10 protein-coding genes and 5 pseudogenes are annotated in these 16,999 nt (G+C 60.7%); 7 read left to right on the top strand and 8 right to left on the bottom strand.

All coding sequences use genetic code 11. The annotated features are described in order from the left end of the window. The first annotated feature begins 54 nt into the window (after nucleotides 1–54). The 7 genes and pseudogenes from P9228_RS24170 to P9228_RS24140 all read left to right on the top strand — a co-directional run. Nucleotides 55–1,259, top strand: a pseudogene (locus P9228_RS24170) (IS110 family transposase). Between the two features lie 365 nt (nucleotides 1,260–1,624). After that, nucleotides 1,625–2,059: a transposase gene (locus P9228_RS24165; RefSeq protein ID WP_063169336.1), complete on the top strand. Its 435-nt coding sequence runs from the start codon at nucleotides 1,625–1,627 to the stop codon at nucleotides 2,057–2,059. Next, a pseudogene (tnpB, locus tag P9228_RS24160) lies at nucleotides 2,056–2,408 on the top strand (IS66 family insertion sequence element accessory protein TnpB). The gene P9228_RS24165 and the pseudogene tnpB overlap by 4 nt, the downstream one beginning before the upstream one ends. A gap of 69 nt (nucleotides 2,409–2,477) precedes the next feature. After that, nucleotides 2,478–3,795, top strand: a pseudogene (locus P9228_RS24155) (IS66 family transposase); the annotation flags it as partial. Between the two features lie 49 nt (nucleotides 3,796–3,844). Beyond that, on the top strand, nucleotides 3,845–4,147 hold the full coding sequence (locus P9228_RS24150) for a hypothetical protein (protein WP_063169337.1): 303 nt from the start codon (nucleotides 3,845–3,847) through the stop codon (nucleotides 4,145–4,147). Next, nucleotides 4,134–6,197 carry a recombinase family protein gene (locus P9228_RS24145; protein ID WP_063169338.1) on the top strand — a complete coding sequence of 688 codons (2,064 nt, stop codon included), beginning with the start codon at nucleotides 4,134–4,136 and terminating at the stop codon, nucleotides 6,195–6,197. Before P9228_RS24150 ends, P9228_RS24145 begins: the two co-directional genes overlap by 14 nt. A gap of 28 nt (nucleotides 6,198–6,225) precedes the next feature. Continuing rightward, nucleotides 6,226–6,418: pseudogene (locus P9228_RS24140) on the top strand (transposase domain-containing protein); the annotation flags it as partial. 44 nt (nucleotides 6,419–6,462) lie between these two features. Here P9228_RS24140 and P9228_RS24135 read toward each other — a convergent pair. The 8 genes and pseudogenes from P9228_RS24135 to P9228_RS24100 form a co-directional block, all read right to left on the bottom strand. Then, nucleotides 6,463–6,800: pseudogene (locus tag P9228_RS24135) on the bottom strand (IS110 family transposase); the annotation flags it as partial. Between the two features lie 88 nt (nucleotides 6,801–6,888). Beyond that, a complete protein-coding gene (locus P9228_RS24130) occupies nucleotides 6,889–8,655 on the bottom strand; it encodes a CocE/NonD family hydrolase (RefSeq protein WP_206617005.1) in 1,767 nt (588 codons plus the stop codon). A gap of 498 nt (nucleotides 8,656–9,153) precedes the next feature. Then, nucleotides 9,154–10,887 (bottom strand): CocE/NonD family hydrolase, encoded by a 1,734-nt coding sequence (locus P9228_RS24125; protein WP_244514363.1) that lies wholly within the window; start codon nucleotides 10,885–10,887, stop codon nucleotides 9,154–9,156. 233 nt (nucleotides 10,888–11,120) lie between these two features. Further along, a complete protein-coding gene (locus P9228_RS24120; protein WP_063169341.1) occupies nucleotides 11,121–12,122 on the bottom strand; it encodes an ABC transporter ATP-binding protein in 1,002 nt (333 codons plus the stop codon). Further along, a complete protein-coding gene (locus tag P9228_RS24115; protein ID WP_063169342.1) occupies nucleotides 12,115–13,125 on the bottom strand; it encodes an ABC transporter ATP-binding protein in 1,011 nt (336 codons plus the stop codon). The genes P9228_RS24120 and P9228_RS24115 overlap by 8 nt, the downstream gene beginning before the upstream one ends. Beyond that, entirely contained in the window at nucleotides 13,122–14,054 is a 933-nt protein-coding gene (locus P9228_RS24110; protein WP_063169343.1) for an ABC transporter permease, read from the bottom strand. Before P9228_RS24110 ends, P9228_RS24115 begins: the two co-directional genes overlap by 4 nt. Further along, nucleotides 14,051–15,040 carry an ABC transporter permease gene (locus P9228_RS24105; RefSeq protein WP_063169344.1) on the bottom strand — a complete coding sequence of 330 codons (990 nt, stop codon included), beginning with the start codon at nucleotides 15,038–15,040 and terminating at the stop codon, nucleotides 14,051–14,053. Before P9228_RS24105 ends, P9228_RS24110 begins: the two co-directional genes overlap by 4 nt. Beyond that, nucleotides 15,037–16,716, bottom strand: a complete 1,680-nt coding sequence (locus tag P9228_RS24100; RefSeq protein ID WP_063170379.1) for an ABC transporter substrate-binding protein — start codon at nucleotides 16,714–16,716, stop codon at nucleotides 15,037–15,039. The genes P9228_RS24105 and P9228_RS24100 overlap by 4 nt, the downstream gene beginning before the upstream one ends. Between the last annotated feature and the right edge of the window lie 283 nt (nucleotides 16,717–16,999).

Here is a 16,999-nt window from a genome sequence, read left to right as displayed (position 1 = left end):
CCGTCAGCAGCGCCCGGCGATTCTGGGTCGTCAGCGTCTTGACAGTAAGACCGTATGTCCGCCTCTGCCGATGAGGTGGCTCGCCCTACACTGCGCGTCCGAGGGTTGCTCGGACGGGCCGAGCCGATCCTCACCACAGGAGGACGAGCCGTGGCGGATTATAGAGAAGCATTTGTCGGAATCGATGTTGCGAAGCTTAAGAACGCTATTGCGATTGCGGAGGCAGGCCGGGAAGGAGAGGTTCGGTTCTTCGGTGAGGTCGACGCGTCGGCGACCAGCATGCGGCGGGTCATAGGCCGGATCGCCAGCCGCTTTGATTACGTGCATTTCTGCTATGAGGCTGGGCCGACCGGGTACGGCCTTTATCGCCTGATCCGGTCGCTCGGGCACGAGTGCACCGTGGTTGCACCATCATTGATACCAAGGAAGCCCGGCGATCGGGTGAAGACGAACCGTCGAGACGCCATTTCCCTTGCCCGACTATTGCGCGCCGGCGAGCTGACCGCGGTGTGGGTTCCCGATGAAGGGCACGAGTCCATACGGGATCTTGTTCGCGCGCGGGCGGGCGCGGTCGAGACGCTGCGGGTCCATCGCCAGCAGGTGAGCGCATTCATGCTCAAGCACGGCCGTAGCTATCCGCGAAAGAAGAGCTGGACGATGCGCTATCTACGCTGGCTTCAGGAACAAGGTTCGATCATCCCGCGCATCAGATCGCACTCCAGGAGATGGTCGAGGCGGTGCGCGTCTCGAAAGAGCGGGTCGAGCGGCTGGAGCGTGTGATCGAAGAGTTCGTCCCGGCCTGGTCGCTGGCACCGATCGTGTGGGCGCTTCAGACATTGCGTGGGGTAGACCTAATTGTCGCCGTGACGTTCGTCACCGAAGTCGGCGACGCCAGCCGGTTCGAAAGCCCACGCCAGCTCATGGGATATCTCGGTCGGGTCCCCGGCGAGCGCTCAACCGGGGAGACAGTCCGGCGCGGCGGCATCACAAAGGCAGGCAACGGTCGGGTTCGCCACATGTTGGTCGAGAGCGCCTGGACCTATCGACATCCGCCCAAGGTCGGGAAGGCGAAGCTATACCGGTTGGAGCAGGCGTCACCGAAGGTGCGTGAGATCGCCTGGAAGGCGCAGTCCCGCCTGACAGCCCGCTACCGCATGCTGAGCGCTCGGGGCAAACGGACAACGGTCGTCTGCACCGCGATCGCCCGTGAACTGGTCGGCTTTATGTGGGCAGTCGCAAGGGAGGCGCGCGTCACCTGATCGCTCGCCGCGATGGCGCACATATCGCGCATGGGCGGAGGCGGGACCACGGCAGGGGAATGCCCGTCAGACGCTTTGTGGCCGGCAAATCGACCGACGCCCGCAGTAAGATAGGAACAGCCCCGGACGCACAATCGGGAATGCGGTAGCCAACCCGCGCATCAGAGCTTGATCACCGACGTCCTTCAGTTCCGCCTCCCCACCCATGCGCGATCATCAGAATGAGCAGCCGTTCCTCGGATCGGGCGACCTCATGCGTTCCAAACCTTGACAGCGGACATCAGAGCGGTGTTTCCGGACCACCTTTCGGGAGTGGTCGCGATCTGTGAGGTTGCCGATCCTGTATTGGGATCGGAGATCGGCTTGTGTCTGGACTTGACCTTACGCTTGACCCGGAGCGGCAGCTTCGGCGTTTCGAGGTGATCAACGGTGCCGGCGGTCGGCGTCACTGGTCGGTGGATGACAAGGCGCGGATCATCGCAGAGACGCTGGAGCCGAATGCGATCATTTCCGAGGTCGCCCGCCGTTATGGTCTCAGGCCGCAGCAGGTCTTCGCCTGGCGCCGCGAAGCGCGCAAACAGGCCGCTTCGGTGCAGCAAGATTCTCCTGCCTTTGTGCCGGCGGTTGTGGCGGCGGCGGAACCTGCAGCCAGCCGTTCACCGAAGCAGCGGAAACGGCAAGCCACCCGAGATGCCGGCATGATCGAGCTTGAGATCGACGGCATCGCGATGCGCGTCGGCCGGGGCGCCGATACCAAGACGGTGGCCGCAGTGATCCGCGCGCTGAAGGCGACGTCGTGATCGGGCCGACGGGTGCGGTCAAGGTCATGGTGGCGACGAAGCCCGTCGACTTCCGCAAGGGTGCGGAGGGATTGGCGGCGCTGGTGCGAGAGACAATGGGGGCCGATCCGTTCAGCGGGGCCGTCTACGTCTTCCGGGCGAAGCGGACTGACCGGATCAAGCTGATCTTCTGGGATGGCACCGGGGTTTGCCTGCTAAGCGTTTGGAGGATGGGGAGTTCCGCTGGCCGAAAGTGCATGACGGCATGATGCGGCTGACGGCCGCGCAGCTCTCGGCGCTACTCGAAGGTCTCGACTGGCGGCGAGTCCATGAGGCGCGCCGGACCCGCGTGCCAGCCCAGGCGGGCTGACCCGCGACGAAGTGAATCAGCCTAGATTCCGCTGTCGCGGGCTGTCGGCGAATATGGTCTGATCCGTTCATGGCGATGACGGCTGACCAGCTTCCCGACGATCCGGACGCGCTGAAGGCGATGGTCCTGGCGCACGACGTCGAGAATGCCCGTCTGATTCAGATCATCAAGGAATTGCAGCGTCACCGCTTCGGCCGGCGTGCCGAGACGCTCCCCGAGGATCAATTGCTGCTGGGGCTCGAAGAGGCGGAGCAGATCGAGGCCGCCGGTGAGGAAGAGAAGGAGCAATCTGCTCCCGCCGAGCGGCAAGCAAAGGCCACGAGGCGCCGGGCCAACCGGGGCGCGCTGCCACCCCATCTGCCGCGCGTGGAGATGGTCGTCGACATCGAGGACCATGCCTGCCCATGCTGCCGCAATGGCTTGCATCGGATCGGCGAGGACGTGAGCGAGCGGCTCGACATCGTTCCGGCGCAGCTGCGTGTAATCGTCGTGCGCCGGCCCAAATATGCCTGCCGCGCCTGCGAGGACGTCGTGGTTCAGGCTTCCGGCGCCGGCCCGGCTGATCGAGGGTGGTCTTCCGACCGAGGCAACGGTCGCCCAGGTGCTGGTCTCAAAATATGCCGATCACCTTCCGCTCTATCGTCAGGCGCAAATCTACGCCCGGCAGGGTATCAATCTCGATCGCTCTACGCTCGCCGACTGGGTCGGCCGCGCCGCCTGGCACCTGCGTCCGGTGCATGAGCGGCTGCTTGGCAAGCTGAAGTCCTCGGCAAAACTCTTCGCCGACGAGACGACCGCGCCGGTGCTCGATCCCGGCCGCGGCAAGACTAAGACAGGTCAACTCTGGGCCTATGCCCGCGATGACCGACGATGGGAGGGGAGCGACCCGCCGGGCGTCGCCTATGTCTATGCGCCGGACCGAAAGGCCGAGCGTCCGATCGCTCATCTCGCAGGCTTCACCGGAATCTTGCAGGTCGACGGCTATGGCGGCTATCGCGTGCTGGCCGACAAAAGCGGCGTCACGCTCGCCTTCTGCTGGGCGCATGTCCGTCGGCGCTTTTATGAACTGGCAGCAGCCGGTCCCGCGCCGATCGCCAGTGACGCGCTGAGACGGATCGCCGAACTCTACAAGATCGAGGATGACATCCGTGGCCGATCGGCCAACGAGCGCCGCGCGATGCGTCAGGACAAAAGCCGCGCCATCGTCGCCGATCTCGAACCCTGGCTGCGTGAGAAGCTCGGCCTGATCAGTCAGAAGACCAAGCTCGCAGAGGCAATCCGCTACACGCTCTCACGCTGGGAAGGCCTCTCGCACTTCCTTGACGACGGCCGCATCGAGATCGACAGCAACACCGTCGAACGCTCGATCCGTCCGATCGCAATCTCGGGGTCATTCTGCCCATGTTGGGCAGGAGGTCGAAGTCCCGTGCGCAGCAATGGATCTGGGCTCCCCGCGCGCGTCGCTTGCTGCACTGCTTGAACTGAACAAGCTCTTGATCCAGCGCCGTTTCCGGCGAGGCTCTCCGGATGGTTTCATCATCGGGGAGACTCAAAATGAGAACCTTGCCGCCACCGACACGATCTCTCGTGATCGTTCGCCAGCTCAGCATGCGCTCGACTCGCACAAGCTAGTCGGGCTGAGCGCAGCGCAACGAACGATCGTGATCGCCCGGCTCGCCAATGTGCTGATGGCCGCCGCCGGTATCGTGACGGAGGAGAGCCGCGATGACGAGCCGTAATCTGATTCCGGCCACCATCCTCAAGCGCAAGGCCGTTGTCTATGTACGTCAGTCCACGCAGGCGCAAGTGCAGCTCAATCTTGAGAGCCAGCGTCGGCAATATGAGCTGGTCGACGTCGCGCGGCGCTGGGGATTCCGCAAGGTTGAGGTGATCGACGAGGACTTGGGACGCACCGCAAGTGGAGCTGTGGAACGTCCCGGTTTCGAACGCCTGGTCGACGATCTGTGCACCGGTCATGTGGGCGCTGTGCTTTGCCTGGAGGCGTCCCGCCTGTCTCGCAACGGACCGGACTGGCATCGGCTGCTCGAGTTGTGCGGCGAAGTCGATGCACGGGTGATCGATCTGGACGGAGTCTACGATCCGGGACTGCCGAACGATCGCCTGCTGCTCGGCATGAAGGGGAGCATAAGCGAGTTCGAACTCGGGGTGCTGCGTGCTCGCATGTACGAAGCTGACCGCGCCAAGGCACAGCGCGGCGAACTGCGCATCTCTGTGCCCTTCGGCTACGTCTGGCACCGGGATTACGGTCTCGGGTTCGATCCCGATATACGCCTGCAGGAGACCATTCGCCTGATATTCGCGCGTTTCCGCGAACTCGGCAGTGCCCGCCAGGTCCTGATCTCGATGATCGACGATGGCGTGCATTTCCCCAGACCCTCCGACGGCAAGAAGATGGTGTCCTTCGCCTGGGTTCCGGTCCGCTACCGCAACGTGATCTCCGTCCTGAAGAACCCGTTCTACGCCGGCGCTTATGTCTATGGTAAGAGCGAGAAGCGCACCGAGATCGTGGATGGCCGCGTCCGCAAGAGCTATGGTCATTACAAGCCGGCCAGCGATTGGGCGGTGGTGCTCAAGGAGCATCACGAAGGCTATATCGGATGGAGCGAGTACGAACGGAACCAGGAACTTCTCGCCGCCAACGCCTATGGCAAAGCCGGCGGCGTCAAGTCGGGCCGCGGCGGTCGCGCGTTGCTCCCGGGTCTTCTCTCCTGTGGTCGATGCGGGCGAAGACTGGTTGTCACGTATGCCGGACGTGGCCAAGGTTACCCGGTCTATCGTTGCGAGAACACCATGATGGCGCAGGCGCGATGCATGTCGTTCAACGGCTTTCGCACCGATGCGGCGGTGGCCCGCGAAGCCTTGGAGGCGGTTGCGCCGATGGCGATCGAGGCGGCGTTGGAGGCTGAACAGATGCAGCTGGAGAGCGAAGCCAGGCGGCGGCAGATGATCGAGATGGACCTGCAGCAGGCACGCTATGAGGCATCGCTCGCCGAGCGCCGCTACGCCGCCTGCGACCCGGAGAACCGGCTTATAGCGGCCCAGCTCGAGAGGAACTGGGAAGCTAGGCTCAGGCGCGTGGAGACCTGCGAGGCCCGGCTCAGTGAAGTCCAGCGTATGGAGCCTGTCGACGCGATCCCTGACTTCACCGGCCTCGCCCAGGATCTCGAAGCCGCCTGGAATGCGCCGGGTGTCGATATGCGGTTCCGTCAGCAACTGCTGCGCGCGCTCATCAAGGACATTGTGGCGGACGTCGATGACGACGCGCGCGATGTGATCCTGACCATCCATTGGCATGGGGGCCAGCATTCCCAGGTAAGGGTTCGCAAGTCCAAATCCGGAGAGCATGGCCAGAGTACGCCTGAGGAGGCTCTGGCGGTCATGCGATCCATGGCAACGCGATGGTCGGATGCCGAAATCGCCGCCACACTCAACCGCATGGGCATGAAGACGGGTCAGGGAAAGACCTGGACGGCGCGACGCGTCCAATCCCTGCGCACGGTGCACAAGATCAGCGGCTATCGGTCTTCCGACAAGAACGGCGAGTGGCTTACCATGTCGGACGCGGCCGCGAAGCTTGGCGTGTCGCACGTCAAAATCCGCCGGTTCGTCAGGGACGGCATATTACCAGCCGAGCAGGTCATGCGCGGCGCGCCCTACCAGATCCGCGCCAGCGACCTTGAAGATGAACGGATCAAGGCCGATTTGGCGCGCAAATCTCCGCGTATCATCAACGACGATAATCAGAAATCGCTGTTTCCCGCCATTTGAAGAGGGGGTGCATAATGAATCAGTCTTCGCGCTCAACCGCAAGAACGCGCTCTTCGCAGGCTCTGACGGCGGCGCCGAACACTGGGCAGTCATCGCCTCGCTGATCGAAACCTGCAAGCTCAATGGTGTCGAACCGCTCGGCTTATCTCGCCGATGTCCTCACCAGGATCGTCAACGGCCACCCCAACAGCCAGATCGACGATCTCCTGCCTTGGGTCTACATCAACAAGCTCGAGCTCAAGGCCGTGGCCCGAGAATACCGCTTACTCTTGACATGCACGGGCCGGAACAGGTTAACCCGCATATCTGCGCGATGCCGCGAGCATGGTTGCGGTCGGTCTTGTTGACCTGTGCCTTGAGAACGCCTTGGAATGACGGGGCTCGATACAGGTCACGTAGTCCGGCTGCCGCCAGACCAACCATTGGGATAAGGGGCCGGCTTCAAGCCTGATCCGGGCGAGATTCCATGCGGGGTTCTTCAATGCGTCAGCAAGATCGTCCGGATGACTAGCAACCTTCATCTCTCGGCAAATTCGGCGCCCTTCTCACGATGCAAACGGTGGTCTCTTTCACGGAGACGTCCAGTCCGGCATAATTTTTCATGCTGCGCTTCCTTTCCTGATGCTTGTGGCTGTTCACACAGACCACGTTTTGTCATCATCTCGAAGCGCAGCACTTCAAAACAACCCGTTCAAGGCGGGGGGCAAAGCCGAATACCACAATCTAAACACCTAGCGATGCTGTTCAAATTCGCCTTGCCGGCATGGGACCCCATCGCTGTCATCACAGGAAGCAGTACGTGGGAGGGGAACTGCTCGCAGTGATGAATCGTGTTCCGAGCCACTACCCATTCAGTTTCGTCCCAGTTGTTACCTCCCGTATTCAGGTTGCGGTCGAACCGCGGGAAGGCCGAACTAGTGATTTCCAGGCGAATTTGATGGCCGGCCGGAAACCAATTACTTGTGGCGTCGAGATCAATCTCGATTTTGCATATAACGCTCGGTTCCATGAAAACAGCCCGATCAAAGCCCTCGCGATAGCGGACGCGCAGTATCCCGTCCACCACGTCAATCGCACGGCCATCGGGATGTACGTCCAACAGTCTGGCCACGAAGTCCGTGTCCGGGGCCGAAGAAGAGACGAAGAGGACCGCCCGGACAAATCCGGTAACCTCCATGCCCTCTGTGAGGGGCGGTGAAGTGAAGCAGAGGACGTCTGGACGAAGCTGGACGTCCTGGTAATCGCGGGGTCCTATAGTAGTTCCACTTGACTTCCCGCCGTCCATCCCCAAGAACGGCGCCGGATCCCCAGGGTCGTAGGTAAACGTGTCAGCCGGCTCGTCGGCACTCGGAGGCTCTACATCAAGAGTCCCGTCGCCTAGACGGGTCGCGGCATTCCCGCCGCTGCGGAGGAACCAGTGCTGCAGTTCCACACCAAGAGGGGGCCATTCTGACGCGGCACGCCACTCGTTGCGACCCATCACGTAGTACTGGACGCGGGGCATTCCCTCGATCCGGTCGGGCTTGTCGTTCAGCCAGCAGTCGAACCAGTCCAGGTAGATCTGCCAGCAATCCAGGCGCGCGTCGCCCAGCTCGCGCTCGCCGATAACCGTCGGGGCTTTGAGACTCTCGGTGCCACAATGCGTGGCTGGCGACAGAATGATATGTTGGTGATCGCGTGCCGCCGGGCTCAATCCGCGAGCACTAAAAACGCGCTGCTGGTGAAGCGCGTCGGCAGCCCCCACGTCGTACCACGAGTTCACGAACAGGGCTGGGACGTCGATGGTCGAGTCCTCGCTAAGCATCCCATTCCGATCCCCCCAGGGATCGCCTGGGTCACGCGAGACCCAGTCCTCCCAGTCAGTCGGCGGTCCCCCAAGGCTCTTAAGCATGTTGACGAGCGGCAGCGACGCGAAAGCCCGCTGATACTCCTCATCGCTTTTCGGTTGCACTCGGGACCGGTCCTTCGCTGCGGTTTGGTGGAACCAGGGGACAAACGCGGCAACCTCCACCGCACCGCCGAGACGGAGATCCCCGTTGCGATATCGCCCTCCGGCAGAGCCGTTCGCGCCGCCCGATCCCTGCGCAATTGCGCATCGGTGGGCTGGATGGCACAACTGCGCCAGCAAAACCTGCGCGATACCAAGCGCCGAGCACCCATATGTGCCCACGCGTCCATTCGACCATGGCTGCTGCGAAATCCAGGACAGCGTGTCATAACCGTCGTCCCCTATATGTTCCCTAGCGTATACGCCGCCGGAATCGAAGACGCCACGACGCTCCTGCACAAGTACAGCGAACCCTTGTCCAGCAAACATTCTTGCCACTTTGTGGCGAGGCTCAACCGGACAGCGATAGGGCGTCTTACCGTATGGAGTTCGGATAAGGATTGACCCGAGTTCCCCAGTGTAACCAATAGGCCGATACAGGTCCGTGGCGAGCTCAACGCCGTCCCGCATTGGAACGCGCAAGCCGGTCTGCAAAACCACTTCGTATCGCGGCGTTGGCGGTTTAATCGGGCCTAGTTCATTACACACTTCAGAGTGCCTCCCAGACATTGAGACTGATTCAAGATGGAGTGGCCAATTTCGACGGGTCTCAGCATTCTATCTGCACGGTGGTGTGTTCGTCGCATTCACAGTACAACGATGAACTCTGTGCCGTTGCTAAGTTGTTTGAAAAGAAACTCAACCGTGCTTCTCTAGCAGGTCCGGCACTCAATGATGGCGCGTTGCCACCCCAATTTCCCTATTGCTTAAATCAATGTGACAGCGCGCCTACGCCGCTGTGCAAAACATCAATTGTGAGTCTCACCGCCATTATGTGCCGATCCATGGACCCCCATTCCATGCTGATTGACGCGGGCCGATGGGGCAAGCTGCTTGATGTGAGAAGCGACGGGCTCCCCGACCGATCGCAGCTTGTTATCACCGTTTGTTTGAAATAGTGGAGGTAGGCTAGCCAGGCGGCAAGCTGTTCAAATTCGCCTTGCCGGCATGGGACCCCATCGCTGTCATCACAGGAAGCAGTACGTGGGAGGGGAACTGCTCGCAGTGATGAATCGTGTTCCGAGCCACTACCCATTCAGTTTCGTCCCAGTTGTTACCTCCCGTATTCAGGTTGCGGTCGAACCGCGGGAAGGCCGAACTAGTGATTTCCAGGCGAATTTGATGGCCGGCCGGAAACCAATTACTTGTGGCGTCGAGATCAATCTCGATTTTGCATATAACGCTCGGTTCCATGAAAACAGCCCGATCAAAGCCCTCGCGATAGCGGACGCGCAGTATCCCGTCCACCACGTCAATCGCACGGCCATCGGGATGTACGTCCAACAGTCTGGCCACGAAGTCCGTGTCCGGGGCCGAAGAAGAGACGAAGAGGACCGCCCGGACAAATCCGGTAACCTCCATGCCCTCTGTGAGGGGCGGTGAAGTGAAGCAGAGGACGTCTGGACGAAGCTGGACGTCCTGGTAATCGCGGGGTCCTATAGTAGTTCCACTTGACTTCCCGCCGTCCATCCCCAAGAACGGCGCCGGATCCCCAGGGTCGTAGGTAAACGTGTCAGCCGGCTCGTCGGCACTCGGAGGCTCTACATCAAGAGTCCCGTCGCCTAGACGGGTCGCGGCATTCCCGCCGCTGCGGAGGAACCAGTGCTGCAGTTCCACACCAAGAGGGGGCCATTCTGACGCGGCACGCCACTCGTTGCGACCCATCACGTAGTACTGGACGCGGGGCATTCCCTCGATCCGGTCGGGCTTGTCGTTCAGCCAGCAGTCGAACCAGTCCAGGTAGATCTGCCAGCAATCCAGGCGCGCGTCGCCCAGCTCGCGCTCGCCGATAACCGTCGGGGCTTTGAGACTCTCGGTGCCACAATGCGTGGCTGGCGACAGAATGATATGTTGGTGATCGCGTGCCGCCGGGCTCAATCCGCGAGCACTAAAAACGCGCTGCTGGTGAAGCGCGTCGGCAGCCCCCACGTCGTACCACGAGTTCACGAACAGGGCTGGGACGTCGATGGTCGAGTCCTCGCTAAGCATCCCATTCCGATCCCCCCAGGGATCGCCTGGGTCACGCGAGACCCAGTCCTCCCAGTCAGTCGGCGGTCCCCCAAGGCTCTTAAGCATGTTGACGAGCGGCAGCGACGCGAAAGCCCGCTGATACTCCTCATCGCTTTTCGGTTGCACTCGGGACCGGTCCTTCGCTGCGGTTTGGTGGAACCAGGGGACAAACGCGGCAACCTCCACCGCACCGCCGAGACGGAGATCCCCGTTGCGATATCGCCCTCCGGCAGAGCCGTTCGCGCCGCCCGATCCCTGCGCAATTGCGCATCGGTGGGCTGGATGGCACAACTGCGCCAGCAAAACCTGCGCGATACCAAGCGCCGAGCACCCATATGTGCCCACGCGTCCATTCGACCATGGCTGCTGCGAAATCCAGGACAGCGTGTCATAACCGTCGTCCCCTATATGTTCCCTAGCGTATACGCCGCCGGAATCGAAGACGCCACGACGCTCCTGCACAAGTACAGCGAACCCTTGTCCAGCAAACATTCTTGCCACTTTGTGGCGAGGCTCAACCGGACAGCGATAGGGCGTCTTACCGTATGGAGTTCGGATAAGGATTGACCCGAGTTCCCCAGTGTAACCAATAGGCCGATACAGGTCCGTGGCGAGCTCAACGCCGTCCCGCATTGGAACGCGCAAGCCGGTCTGCAAAACCACTTCGTATCGCGGCGTTGGCGGTTTAATCGGGCCTAGTTCATTACACACTTCAGAGTGCCTCCCAGACATTGAGACTGATTCAAGATGGAGTGGCCAATTTCGACGGGTCTCAGCATTCTATCTGCATGGTGGTGTTCCAGCCCACCTGCCTGTGCAATACCAGATGGAATACGCTCATTGGGGTGGCGCTGATTGCATGCCTTTCACTTAGCGAGCCAGCAGGCTGACAGGTGCTGTGGTCCAACTTCGATCGCCGGCGGCTCCTCAGCTTTGCAACGGTCGAAGGCAAGCGGGCAACGAGGATGGAAACGGCAGCCCTTCGGCACGCGCGCGGCACTTGGAACCTCGCCCTGCAGGGCCGGCAACTCGGCGCGACCTGCGTTGCCGCCAATCTGCGGTGTGGCGTTGCGCAAGGCGACGGTATACGGATGGCGAGGGTTGAATGTGATCTCGTCGGCGCTACCAATCTCGACCAATTTTCCAAGATACAAGACCGCAATCCGGTCGGCGATCAGCCAGGCAAGGGGCAAATCGTGGGTGATGAACAGCAGCGCCATGTTGTGCCTGTCGCGCAAGTCAACCAGGACCTGAAGAATCTGAGCGCGTATCGAGACATCGAGCATCGATACAGGTTCATCAGCAACGATGAGTTCCGGCCGGACGGCAAGCGCTCCTGCAATCACGACGCGCTGGCGCTGCCCGCCGGATAGCTCGTGCGGGAAGCGGGCGAAGAAATCGCCGGGAGGATTGAGCCCAGCGGCCGCAAGCGCTTCACTCACCCGGTCGGCGAGTTGAGTGGCGTTACCGACCAGCCGCAGGGACTGCAACGGCTCCGCCACGATGTCGAACACGGTGTGTCGCGGATTGAGGGCCTGATAAGCGTCCTGGAAGATCATTTGCACGCGACGCCGGTACGGACGTAGAGCCGAGAAGCCCTCTACCGACCTCATGTCGCGGCCTTCGAACAGCATTCTGCCGCCAGTCGGCTTGGCAAGCTTGGTGATGACGCGGCCCACAGTGGTCTTGCCGCTTCCCGATTCGCCGACCAGGGCGACGATCTCGCCCCGCCCGACGTTGAGGTCGATCCCGTCTACCGCGCGCATGGCGCCGACAGATCGGCCCAGGACACGGTCGAACAGACCGCCCTGGATAGGAAAATGAACTTGCAGGCTCTCGAGACGCAGGATGCCGGCAGTGTCAGGCATGAACAGCGACCTTGTCTTCTTGCGTCAAGGACCGGTGAAGGTGACAGGCGACACGTCCCCGCCCGAACTTATTGAGGCTGGGGACTTCGGTCGCGCACCCCCCCATGACCGACGGGCAACGCGGATGGAAAGCGCAGCCCGAGGGTCGATTCACCAAGTTGGGAGGATCACCCGGTATTGGCCGGATCATCTTTTTGCCGCTCGCTGGGTTCGGGATCGATTCGATCAGCTGTCGGGTGTAGGGATGTTTGGGCTGGGCGAAAATCTCGGCGACAGTGCCATCCTCGACGATGCGGCCCGCGTACATGATCATTACGCGATCACAACACTTAGCCACCACAGAAAGGTCGTGGGTGATCAAAATCAGGGCGAGGCTCAACTGCGATCGCAAGTCGCCTAGCAGGTTAAGGATCTGAGCCTGAGTGATGACGTCGAGCGCTGTGGTGGGCTCGTCACCAATGATAATCGAAGGTCGACACGCGAGCGCCATGGCAATCATCACCCTTTGTCGCATTCCGCCCGACAACTCGTGAGGGTAGGCGGAACCACGATCCGCCGGGATGCCGACCAGTTGAAGCAACTCACTTCCCCGCTTGGTCGCCTCGCCCCGCGACATGCCGAGCTTCAGCATGCATGGCTCGGCGATCTGCTTGATAATGCGGTGAACAGGATTAAGTGCGTTCATCGCGCCCTGGAAGACAACGGACGTTTCGCTCCAGCGATGTGGCCGCATCGCCGCATCATCGTCGATCGGCAGTCGGTTGCCACGATAGCGCACTTGGCCGCCGCTGACCCGCGCGTTGGGTGATAGTAGACCAGCGATCGCCATCGCGGTCGTGGTCTTGCCACTGCCCGATTCTCCGACGAGGCCCACGGCCTCTCCGGCTCGGAGCGCGAAGCTTACGCCGTCGATTGCTCGCAATGAAACGCCCTTGAGCCCATAATCGACAGAGAGCCGGTCTATTTCCAGAAGCGGTGTTTTGTCCTGGGAGGAGCTGGTCATGGGATCACCCTCCGCCGTGGATTGAACGTGTCGTCAAGGGCACTGCCAATCAGGACGAAGCTAAGCGAAACCGTGAGTACGCACAGTCCTGGGGCGCCGAGGTACCACCAGGCTCCAGCACTGGCCGCGCCGGCGCGCTGAGCGAGCGAAAGCAAAGTGCCCCATGAAGGCTGCAACGGGTCCCCGAGTCCAAGGAATGAGAGCGATGTCTCGACATAGATTGCGCTGGCGACCACCAGCGCACCATTGGCTGCGATTTGCGGCACGAGATTGGGGAGGATGTGCCGCACCATGATGCCGAAATTACTGCTACCCGCAACGCGCGCACGATCAATGAATGGTCGCTCCTTAAGCGACAGTGTCTGACTCCGGACGATACGTGCAACAAAGGACCAGCTTGTCATGCCTATAACGACAATGATCACGAAAAGAGAAGGACGGAAGCCCAGGATTTCTCCACCGCGCCCCATCACCTCGAGAACCACGGGTGTAATGACCAGCGCCAGCACGAAGGACGGCATGACAAAAAAGAAGTCTGTCAAGCGCATCAGCCAGACGTCGACCCTGCCACCATAGTAGCCAGCGGTCGTACCGATTGTAGTCCCAACGACGAGGCTGATCACAGTCGCGAGTAGCGCAATCGTAAGCGAGATCCGGGCACCATGGAGGACCAGATTGAGCACGTCCCGCCCGATTTCGTCCGTGCCGAGCAGATGCTCGCCTGATGGGGGTGCGAGGAAATCGCCAGTTGCATTGATCGCAGTCTGGAGCGGTCCCGCCAGAATATTGGGGACCGCTCCCACAACAAGAAAGAATACCAGACATACGAGGCCCACCTGAGCACCGCCATAGCTGAGAAATTGACGCAGAAAGCCTTTTATTGCGCGCGCCCGGCCTCGCGGGCAATATCGAACAATATTGTCGCTCATTGTCGGACCCTCGGATCTAGAAGGCTGTAGGCAAGATCGGCTACGAGGTTTGCGAGAACAATTGAAACGCCAAGCAACAGGAATATGCCTTGAAGGACTGGGTAGTCCCGTGCGTTGAGTGCTTCCACCGTCAGCCCGCCGATACCCGGCCAGGCGAAAACGGCTTCGACAGTGATGGCCCCGGCGACCACATAGCCAATATTGAGGGTGATCAAGGTCACGACCGGTAGCATTGCATTGCGAAATGCATGACGCATCAGCATTTGACCGTTGGTCAGCCCTTTCGCCCGTGCGGTTACCATGTAATCCTCGGTGAGTACGTCACTCATTGCGGCACGAGCGACGACGACGTACTGGCCGATTAGCCCAAGCGCCACCGCAGTGGCGGGAAGCGTGAGATGTTGCAGGTAGTCGAGGAACGAACCAAGAGAGCCCGTGATCAGGCCGGGCGAGTATGCACCATAGCCCGGGAGCCAACCCAATGCCGTGCTGAAGATTACCACCAGGATCATGCCGAGCCAGAAAGCCGGCGTAGAATAGAGCGCCAGAGAGGCTCCGGTTGCGATACGGTCGCCGGCTCCTCCCCGGCGCCAGCCTGCGTAGATCCCAAGCATCACCCCAATAACGATTGCCATTATCTGAGCAACCCCGACTAGGACTATGGTGTCCGGCAGGCGTTCCGCTATCAGGTCTGCGACATGCCTGCCCCTGAACTTGAAGCTGTAGCCGAAATCGCCGCGGAGTGTTGCCGACAGGTAGTCGACCGCCTGGTCCGGGAACAGCGGCCGGTCAAGGCCCCAACGTTGGTTCTGCGCCTCAATCTGCTCGGCGGTGACGCTGACGCGCGCCCCGCCAAGCAAAAGAGATGCAGGGTCACCTGGAATAACTCGGAATAGGATGAAGTTCAGGACTGCCACCATCAGGAGGGTTATAGAGGCCCTGACGATGATGCGCAGGATGTGACGGCTCCCTCCCCCTCCGTTCACGGCGCGGGCACCGGCTTCAAGCGATCGAATGGGAAGTAGCTGTCCATCGACATGATGCCTTGCTTTCCCCAACCCTCGAAGCAATCCCTCCGGTGGGCTTCGAGCAGGGTGGGGTAACATAGTACGATGTAAGGCGCTTCAGTATAAATTAGTCGCGCTGCCTGGTCGACCAGCTTTTGGTTTTTCTTGAGGTCAACGGTGACCTGCACCTCCGCGAACAGTTTGTCGAACTCCGCATTCGTCCAGTACGCCTTGTTCTTGATGCCGATGGAATTGCTGCTGCCGAAGATGAGCAGGTCTTTAGGTGTTGGGCCTTGCCAGGTATCGGAAATGAGCAGATCCCACCCTCCGCCGCCTTTCGCCGGAGCTGCGGCGCGGGCGCTCAGCGCACCGGAGTCGAGCCGAGTCACCGATACAGGGATACCGATTTGCTCCAACCAGCCAGCGATAAACTGCACTGCCGCGACCGGCATCTCTATATTTGCTGAAGGTCCAGACACCAGCTCTAGCTGGAAACTCTTCCCGTCCTTGTCCTCCCGAATGCCATCGCCGTTCGTGTCCCGGTACCCTGCGGCGTCAAGCCGGCGGTTGGCTTCGGCGAGATCGAAGTGGCGCCTGATGTCGTTCAGATCTGAATAGTAATCGGCCGCCACCGGCATTGCGAGTCCGACACCAGGGTCGGCGTGTCCGCGCATGGCTCGATCGACGATGGCCTTCTGATCGATCGCGTAGCCGAGCGCATCGCGAAACGCCGGATCCTGCAGAGCCTTGGTGCTACCTGCGCCATCTCCCGAAGCGGTGTTGAAGGCGAGATAGGTTTTCTGAGCTATGCGGGATTCACCGACTACAATGTCGGGATCCTTCGAGAGATCAGCCCACTGGGCGGACGTCAGGTAGTTGCCATAATCGAGTTCCCCGCTCTTAAGACCTTGCGCAATCGGATCGGCGGCATCGAAGGACCGCAGGATCACCCCCGCGATTTGGGGCTTCCCCGTACGGAAATAGGGGTTCGGCGTCAGGCGTGTAAACTGGCCCTGGTGAAACTCCGAAACGATCATAGGTCCCGTACCCACCAAAGGCGGATCGTTGCGGAAGGTTACGCGTGCGTCAGCATAGCTGATGTCCTTCCAAATGTGCTCGGGAACGATCATTATGATATTGTCTATTGGCCAGGTCGCGGGGAACTTGGTCACGATCTGCAAAGTCTCGTCGTCGAACGCTTTGATGGACTCGACGTTCTCAAGACCGCTGGTGCTGTTCCACCCGACGTTTAGCTCGTCGGGCTTGCCTATGGAATCGTGCAAATAACTATAAGTGAACGCCGCGTCCCTAGCGGTAGCAGGCTGGCCGTCCGACCACTTCATGCCGGGCCAGATCTTGAAGGTCCAAGTGAGGTTGTCGTCGGCGACGGACCAAGATTGGGCAAAGCCCTTTCGATCGTCGTATCGCTGGGCGTCTATGCAGACCAAGAAATCATAGCAAATAGCCAAGGGCCAAAAGGAGCCCCAAGTGGCGAAGGGGTTCATCGAATCAGGGCCTCCACCCAGTCCGCCGATTCGCAGGATGCGATCGTCGCACGACGAGGCGAACGCCCTCGAGTTAATCCCCCAAGGGGTCGCCGAAATCGCCAGCATTGCCTTCATAAGCGCACGACGATTATATGAGTATTGGCTCATTTTATCCTCCCTGTTTGCCGGCTTTATCATCACTTCATGTTCACACGACCACGATGATCTACGGCCTCAACCCGGAACATCTGGCTTCCTTTTGACGGAAGCTCCACAGTCCCCTCATTCCAGATAAGTAGCAGTGCCCAGGGGGGTGGTTCCTGCAAATTGGCCGCTGTGCCTGCATGAATCCGGCGTTTTTCTCGATTCTGGGCACAGCTAGCCAGAATTAAAGTCGATTGGCCGGTTCCAGCTCCTGGCGGCGCCCACGGACAATTCGCATATAGCAAAC

It is taken from the genome of Mesorhizobium sp. WSM4898 (assembly GCF_029625845.1).
Classification (GTDB): domain Bacteria; phylum Pseudomonadota; class Alphaproteobacteria; order Rhizobiales; family Rhizobiaceae; genus Mesorhizobium.
Note: the sequence above shows the minus strand (reverse complement) of the source record. Positions and strands in the feature narration are given on the sequence as shown.